Source organism: Brevundimonas sp., assembly GCF_024711105.1.
GTDB lineage: Bacteria > Pseudomonadota > Alphaproteobacteria > Caulobacterales > Caulobacteraceae > Brevundimonas.
In genome coordinates, this window is sequence record NZ_JANJTL010000020.1 from 1 (window position 1) to 7,563 (window position 7,563).

At 69.7% G+C, this 7,563-nt stretch carries 9 protein-coding genes; 6 read left to right on the forward strand and 3 right to left on the reverse strand.

All coding sequences use genetic code 11. From position 1 onward, the window contains the following. The 5 genes from Q0M60_RS01325 to Q0M60_RS01345 all read left to right on the forward strand — a co-directional run. The coding region (locus tag Q0M60_RS01325) for a tyrosine-type recombinase/integrase (RefSeq protein WP_296814968.1) at positions 1–161 on the forward strand (161 nt) is incomplete at its 5' end. Between the two features lie 90 nt (positions 162–251). Continuing rightward, entirely contained in the window at positions 252–1,202 is a 951-nt protein-coding gene (locus Q0M60_RS01330) for an acetyl-CoA carboxylase carboxyltransferase subunit alpha (RefSeq protein ID WP_296814947.1), read from the forward strand. A gap of 66 nt (positions 1,203–1,268) precedes the next feature. After that, positions 1,269–1,733, forward strand: a complete 465-nt coding sequence (locus Q0M60_RS01335) for a hypothetical protein (RefSeq protein WP_296814950.1) — start codon at positions 1,269–1,271, stop codon at positions 1,731–1,733. A 41-nt stretch (positions 1,734–1,774) separates the two neighbouring features. Beyond that, on the forward strand, positions 1,775–3,637 hold the full coding sequence (cobT, locus tag Q0M60_RS01340) for a cobaltochelatase subunit CobT (RefSeq protein WP_296814953.1): 1,863 nt from the start codon (positions 1,775–1,777) through the stop codon (positions 3,635–3,637). Continuing rightward, a complete protein-coding gene (locus tag Q0M60_RS01345) occupies positions 3,634–4,665 on the forward strand; it encodes an esterase-like activity of phytase family protein (protein WP_296814955.1) in 1,032 nt (343 codons plus the stop codon). Before cobT ends, Q0M60_RS01345 begins: the two co-directional genes overlap by 4 nt. A gap of 178 nt (positions 4,666–4,843) precedes the next feature. On the opposite strand, the gene Q0M60_RS01350 is transcribed toward Q0M60_RS01345, so the two are convergent. From Q0M60_RS01350 to Q0M60_RS01360, 3 genes are read right to left on the reverse strand one after another with little or no spacing between them, the layout of a single operon-like run. Further along, positions 4,844–5,404 (reverse strand): demethoxyubiquinone hydroxylase family protein, encoded by a 561-nt coding sequence (locus Q0M60_RS01350; RefSeq protein ID WP_296814958.1) that lies wholly within the window; start codon positions 5,402–5,404, stop codon positions 4,844–4,846. After that, on the reverse strand, positions 5,394–5,927 hold the full coding sequence (locus tag Q0M60_RS01355) for a disulfide bond formation protein B (protein ID WP_296814960.1): 534 nt from the start codon (positions 5,925–5,927) through the stop codon (positions 5,394–5,396). Before Q0M60_RS01355 ends, Q0M60_RS01350 begins: the two co-directional genes overlap by 11 nt. Positions 5,928–5,982: 55 nt before the next feature. Further along, positions 5,983–6,735 (reverse strand): exopolysaccharide biosynthesis protein, encoded by a 753-nt coding sequence (locus Q0M60_RS01360; protein ID WP_296814963.1) that lies wholly within the window; start codon positions 6,733–6,735, stop codon positions 5,983–5,985. A gap of 39 nt (positions 6,736–6,774) precedes the next feature. Here Q0M60_RS01360 and Q0M60_RS01365 point away from each other — a divergent pair. Then, positions 6,775–7,563: VOC family protein (locus Q0M60_RS01365; RefSeq protein ID WP_296814966.1), on the forward strand; the 789-nt coding region annotated here is incomplete at its 3' end.

Below are 7,563 nucleotides of genomic sequence, written 5' to 3' on the forward strand. Positions count from 1 at the left end.
CCTTCGCCACCCACCTGTTGGAGGGCGGCGCGGACCTGCGTGTGCTCCAGACCCTGCTGGGCCATGCCGACATCGCCACCACCCAGATCTACACCCACGTCGCCGGCGACCGCCTGGCAGAGGTCGTGCGTTCCAAACATCCGCTCGGACGGAAGGGATAGCCTTCTGAACCCCGCTTGCCCCGGCGCGTTCGGGCTTCTAGGTTCCGCCGCCTTTCGTGAGCGCGGTCGCGCTTGTCTCCGGACGCCTTGATGGCCACCCACTATCTCGACTTCGAAAAGCCCATCGCCGACCTCGAAGCCAAGATCGAGGAGCTGGAGGCGCTGTCCGAAACGGCCGGCTCGTTCGAGGCCGAGATCGAGGCGCTGCGCGTGCGCGCCCGCGAACTGCGCGCCGAGGCCTACGCCAACCTCGATCCGTGGCGGAAGACGCAGGTCGCGCGTCACCCGCAGCGGCCGCACCTGTTCGACTATCTCGAGGGCCTGATCACCGAATTCGTGGAGCTGAAGGGCGACCGCCAGTTCGGCGACGATCAGGCCATCGTCGGCGGCCTCGGCCGCTTCCGGGGCCGGCCGGTGGTGGTCATGGGCCACGAGAAGGGCCACGACACCGCCACCCGCCTGAAGCACAACTTCGGCATGGCCCGGCCCGAGGGCTACCGGAAGGCCGTGCGGCTGATGGACATGGCCGAGCAGTACGGCCTGCCGGTCCTGACCTTCGTGGACACCGCCGGCGCCTATCCGGGCCTGGGCGCCGAGGAGCGCGGCCAGGCCGAGGCCATCGCGCGCTCGACCGAGCGCGGCCTGACGCTGGGCACGCCAATGATCGCGACGATCACCGGCGAAGGCGGCTCGGGCGGGGCCATCGCGCTCGCCGCCGCTAACCGCGTGCTGATGCTGGAGCATTCGATCTATTCGGTGATCAGCCCCGAGGGCGCGGCCTCGATCCTGTGGCGCGATGGTTCGCGCGCCAAGGACGCCGCCTCGGCCATGAAGATCACGGCTCCGGACCTGATGGGCCTAGGCATCGTCGATCGCACCATCCCCGAGCCCGAGGGCGGCGCCCACGCCGACCGCGACGCGGCCATCCAGGCCGTCGGCGATGCGCTCGAGGAGGAGCTGGAAGACCTGGATGGACTCACGTCCGATCAGCTGCGCGACCAACGCGCCGAGCGCTTCTACGCCATCGGCCGGCTGTCCTAGGGAACGGACAGGCTTTAGCCCCATTCAAGTCTTGCCGTGGCCGTGCGCCCGGTGGAGCTTCGCGCCATGATCAGATCGACCGCCGCCGCCGCCGTCCTGGGGATCGCCGCCTGCGCTCCGCTCCCGCCGCCTGGGCCTGGTCCCGGCCCGGCAGGGCCCGTGCGCACTTCGACCGGTGATGACTGCGCCATCTTCGCGGCTATCGCACGCGAGCACTATCGGTTTCAGGAGAACCCGCCGCCGCCGCTGTGGAATCCGATCGAGACCGACGATGGCGGCCTCTATCGGCTGACTTGCGACTGGGCGCGGCATGGCGTGCCGATCCGTGAAACCTACGACCCGCGCAGCCCTTCGATGCCAGGCCGCGTGCAGTGGGTGAAGTTCGAGGAGCCGCGCTATGACAGCCGCGGCGCCACGGTGGTCACCGGCATCATGCACGGGCCGCTCGCGGGCATGGGCTACGAATGCGACATGGTCTCGGGCTTCGCCGGCTGGACGGTGCGCGAGTGCCGCAACACCTGGATTTCCTGATCGCCGTTTCCTCCCGGGCCGATAGGTCCTAGATCGTCCCCATGCCTGCCACCGAGAGCCCGGCGGAACTGTTCAAGCGCGCCCTGGCGCACGCCGCCCGCGCGCTCGCCGAAAAGCCGGACATGGAGGTCGCCTACGGCGGCGAGACCGCCCAGGTGCGCGACGGGATCGCCTATCTCCCGCATCCGCCTCGCGACCTGGCCTCGCCCGAGGCCCAGGCCTTGCGCGGCCAGGCCGACCAACTGGCGCTGCGGGTCGCGCACCATGACGAGGCCGTCCACACCCGCCTGCGGCCCGCCGATCCGGCCGCGGCCCGCGCCTTCGAGGTGGTGGAATCCGCGCGCGTGGACGCTCTGGGGGCTCGAGCGCTGGAAGGCGTCCGCGCCAACCTGACCGCCGCGCTCGAGGCGCGGCTGGCCCGGCCGATGGCGCCGCGCGCCGACAAGACCCCGGCCATGGACGAGGCCCTGGCTCTGATGGTGCGCGAACGCCTGACCGGCGACGCCCCGCCGCCGGCCGCGCGCGAGCGGGTAGAGGCCTTCCGCGCCGAGATCGAGACCAAGGCCGGCGCGGTTCTGGACCAGCTGGAGGCCGTGATCGAGGATCAGCAGGCCTTCGGCAAGCTGCTCCGCCAGGCGCTGCGCGACCTCGACCTCGACCCGGCGCCCGACAGCGTCGAAGACACCTCGGACCAAGAGGGCGAGGACCAGCCCGGCGAGGATCAGCCCGAACCCGACAGCGACGAGGACGAGGAACCCGACGCGGGCGGCGGCGAATCCGAAGGCGACAGCTCATCCGAAGACCGCGACGACACCTCGATGACAGAGCGCTCGGCCGACGGTCTGGCCGACGCCGAACCGACCGAGGACGACGGCTCCGAAGCCACCGCCGAGGGCGAAATCCCGAACCGGCCGGAACTCTCAGACGACGGCCGCGACGCGCGCGCCTATCGCATCTTCACCACCCGGTTCGACGAGGTGATCGACGCTGAGGACCTGTGCGATCCGGTCGAGCTCGGCCGTCTGCGCGCCCTGCTGGACCAGCAGCTGACCAGCCTGTCGAGCGTGGTGGCGCGGCTGGCCAACAAGCTTCAGCGCCGCCTGCTGGCCCAGCAGAGCCGGTCCTGGATGTTCGACCTCGAAGAAGGCGTGCTGGACACTGCGCGCCTGACCCGGGTGATCACCGATCCGACCTCGCCGCTGAGCTTCAAGGAAGAGAGCGAGGCTCCCTTCCGCGACACGGTGGTGACCCTACTGCTCGACAACTCCGGGTCCATGCGTGGCCGGCCGATCATGGTGGCGGCGGTCTGCGCCGACATCCTGGCGCGCACGCTCGAGCGCTGCGGCGTCAAGACCGAGATCCTGGGTTTCACCACCCGCGCCTGGAAGGGCGGCCAGAGCCGCACGGCCTGGGTCGAGGCCGGCAAGCCGCCCATGCCGGGCCGCCTGAACGACATCCGCCACATCATCTACAAGGCGGCCGACGCCCCCTGGCGCCGGGCCAAGAAGAACCTCGGCCTGATGATGCGCGAGGGCCTGCTCAAGGAGAACATCGACGGCGAGGCCCTGCTGTGGGCCCGCGAGCGGCTGGCCGGCCGCATGGAGCAGCGCCGCATCCTGATGGTCATCTCCGACGGCGCACCGGTTGACGACTCGACCCAGTCGGCCAACGCGGCGCTGTATCTCGACCGCCACCTGCGCCAGGTCATCGCGGAGATCGAGGCCGACGACGCGGTCGAGCTGCTCGCCATCGGCATTGGCCATGACGTGACGCGCTGGTACCGCAAGGCCGTGACCATCGTGGACGTCGAGCAGCTGGGCGGCGTCATGGTCGAGAAGCTGGCCGAACTGTTCGAGCACCACGACGCCGCCCCGCGGCGACCCCGGACGAGGAAGGCCGCATGAGGAAATACGTCGGGCCGCTGCTGGCCGTCCTGGTCGCAGCCTGCGCGACGACGCCCGAAGTCGGCTGGCAGGCGCGGCATGCGGCCAGCGAGGCGCTCCGCGAGGCGGTTCGCTTCGCCGAAGACCCCCTGCCCGACGCCTGGACGCAAGTCGCGGTCACGACCACCCCCGTGCCGCTTAACGCGCCGGCGCTGGAGGACGGGTCGGGCGCGCTCGTCTATGCCGGAGGGGTCGAGATCCGCTCCGGCTTCAACCGGCTGCACGGCCTGTCGGACATCGACTTCGCCGCAGACGGCCTCAGCTTCTGGAGCATCGTCGACGAAGGCCTGCTCGTCCGCGGCCGCATCGTGCTCGGCGCCGACGGCCGCCTGGCCAGCGTCGAGGGCGTCGAGGTTCGACCGCTCGAGGACCCGGACGGCCAGCCGCTGATCCCAAAGTATCTGGCGGACGCCGAGGGAATGGCCCTCACGCCCGAGGGTGATTTGCTCGTCAGCTTCGAGCGGCAGCACCGCGTCTGGCGCTACGATCCGGATACGGGCGCCTGGCTCGGTGAGCGCGTGATCCCCGACCACGCCTTCACCGAGAACGATGGTATGGAGGGTATCGCCGCCGCGCGTGAGCCTGGGGTCTGGTGGGCGACGGGCGAGAACGGTGGCTGGTGGCGGTGCCGGCTGGACGCTTGCGACACCATCATGAGTCCGCCCACGGCCGCCCCCGGAGAGGATGCGCTGCGGGTCACGTCGCTGGACGCCAATCCGGTCGCGGACACGCTCTTCGTCCTGGAGCGCGCCTATCACGCCAGCCGGAACACCAACACCATCCGCATATCGCAACTGCACGGCGCGGATCAGTCACGGTCCGACCCATGGGAGCGACTCGCCGAGTTCACCGCCCCCGCCACCGTCGACAATTTCGAAGGCATCGCCGCCGTGCGGAGGCCTGACGGCGGGGTGCGGCTCTACATCCTGTCGGACGACAACTTCAACGAAAGCCAGCGGACGCTGCTGATGGCTTTCGACGTGCGGTAGCGTTTCCTTCTCCCCTTGTGGGAGAAGGTGGGCCGCGAAGCGGCTCGGATGAGGGGTCGCGCCGGCGGATCAGCTTCGACGAGCAGTGACGCGGCGCAGTCGTGACGGAAAGGCCTCGTCCACCCCTCATCCGTCATGCTTCGCATGACACCTTCTCCCGCAAGGGGAGAAGGGACTTTCACACCTTCTCGCTGACCGTGATCGCCAGGCGGCATCCCGCCTTGATCGCCGCCGTCAGCGCCGTATAGCCCGGCGCCTCGTGCGCGCCCTGCTCCACCGCGTGGTCATGGTGGCGCAGTTCGTCGTCGCGGTAGCTGCGGAACTCTTCGGCGAGCGCCGGGTCGCGGCCTTCCCATTCCTCGGCCTGGTCGGCGTAGTGCTCGGCGATGACGGTCTCGACCGCCTCGGTGCAGGCGTGGGCCGCCTTTTCGCCCATCAGGGCCGTGCCGACGCCGAGCCCATAGGCGGCCAGTCGCCAGATGGGGGTCATCAGGGTCGGGCGGGTCTGGTGCTCGGTCAGCAGCGCGTTGAAGCGGTCGAGGTGGACCTGCTCCTCGCTCTCCATCCGGGCCATGTCCTCGGCCATGTCGGTGCGGCCGGCGGCGCGGAAGACGTCCTTCTGGCCGCGATAGATCTGGACCGCCGCCATCTCGCCGGCGTGGTCGACGCGCAGCATCTCGCGCAGGCGGCCGGCGACCTGGCCGCGGCCGGGGCGGGGTAGTTGAACCCTACGGCTCATTGAACAGCCTCGGAGCCCGGGCGTCGCGCGGCCGCGCGGCCGCCAGCAGGCTGATCAGCGCCAGCACGACGGAGATCACGGCGTTCCAGGCCGCCATCGACAGGCCGGCCCAGGCCCAGGGAATTTCACCGCAGCTCGGCGTCGATTGCGGCGCGCGCAGGCTGTCCAGCAGCGAGCCGGTGTCGATCGGGCCCTGCACGCCCATGCAGGTCGCCGGGAGCTCCCACCAGCCCTGTTCGCCGCCCGCGTGGAAGGTGGCGATGAAGGCGCCCGTGCCGAAGGCCACGAAGAGGAAGAATGCGGCAAGGCGAGGCGTGCCTCTCGCCCGGCTGATCAGGGTCCAGAGCACAGCCGGCCCGGCCACCGCGATCGCGGCCCAATAGGCCTCGCGCTGTTGCAGGCAGAGCGGGCAGGGCGGCAGACCCTCGACGGTCTCGAACCAATGCGCGGCCCCCAGCATCGCGGCGGCCGCGATCAGCGCCCAGACGGCCCACCAGCGCAACTGTGTTCGCAGAAACGACATGCGGCGTCCTTAGCCTGACGAAAGACCGGCGTCGATTGGCTTTCAGGCCAGCAAATCAGGGCAGAAGATTGGTCGCCCAGGTCGCCCCATAGGCCACGCCGGCGGCCACCACCGTGATGGCGAGGGCCCAGAGTGTCGCCACCACGGCCCCGCCCAGGACGAACAGGCCGTCCCGCTGGATCAGGCCGACGGCGATCAGGGCCAGGCCTATGGACGGCACGGTGTTCATGAGCGGAAGCACGATCGCCACGGTCGCCACGATGATGAAGACGGCGGCGAACCGTTCGCCAGGACCGCAGGCGAACGCCTTCAGGCGCGGCCGTGACAAGCGCTCGAACCAGCCCATCCGCTTCTCGGCGAAGCCAGCCATCCGCTCGAGCCAGGCCCTCGGCGCGCGCCTCCTGAGCAGGGTGTCCGGCAGCCAGGGCTCATGACGTCCCATCAGCAGCTGGCCGGCCAGAAGCAGGATTGGAATGCCCACCACCTGCGGCACGCCGTAGAGCGCCGGGACGAGACAGGGCACGGCCAGCACCAGGATCATCAGGCCGAAGCTGCGCTCGTCCAGCCGGTCTCGAATCTCGCCCAGCGTCAGGCCCTCGGGACCCGCCGCGTCCGCCAGACTGCGGATCAGGCCTATAAACCCCTGGCCTGGGTCGTCGCGGAACTGGTCCTGGGCGATGGGATCGTCCGACGGGCTCAGGGGGGTCTCCTGGGATGGGGCGCTGCGCCGCTTATGGGAGGCGTCGACGCGGTTGTGAAGCGCTGCAAGCTTGGCGAACCGGTCCGAGGTCCCTAGGTTCCCGGCCAACCATCTACATTCCCTTTCCGCCCGAACGGAGGACTCCCCATGCCCGCGCACCCGAACGACCCCATGGGCCTGGACGGCTTCGAGTTCGTCGAATTCACCAGCCCCGATCCCGACGGCATGATCGCCATGTTCGAGACCATGGGCTTCACCCTCAGCCACACCCGGCCCGACGGTCTGGTGGCGCGGATGAAGCAGGGCGACATCACCTTCCTGGTCAACCGCGACCCCGACGGCCAGGCCGCGGAGTTCCGCGAGGCGCACGGTCCCTCGGCCAACGGCATGGCCTTCCGCGTGAAGGACGCCAAGGCCGCCTTCGACCTCGCCGTAGAGCGCGGCGCCAAGCCGGCGCAGGTGGATCGGACGGGCCTCGGCGACTATCCGCTGGTGCTGGAGGGTATCGGCGGCTCGCTGCTCTACCTCGTCGACCGCTGGGGCCATCAGACCCTTTACGACACCTGGGACGAGACCCCGGGCTGGCGCGAGAAGGAGGCGGAGAACAACGTCGGCCTGACCCTGCTGGATCACCTGACGCACAACGTCCGCAAGGGCCAGATGCGCAATTGGTCCGGCTTCTACGGCCAGGTCTTCGGCTTCGAGGAGCAGAAGTACTTCGACATCAAGGGCAAGGCGACGGGCCTGTTCTCCCAGGCCATGATCGCGCCGGACCGGATGATCCGCATCCCGCTGAACGAGAGCCAGGACGAGCAGAGCCAGATCGAGGAGTTCCTGCGCCGCTACAACGGCGAGGGCATCCAGCACATCGCGCTGCACACCGACGACATCTTCGAGACCGTCGAGGAGATGAAGCGCCGCGGCATCCCCTTCCAG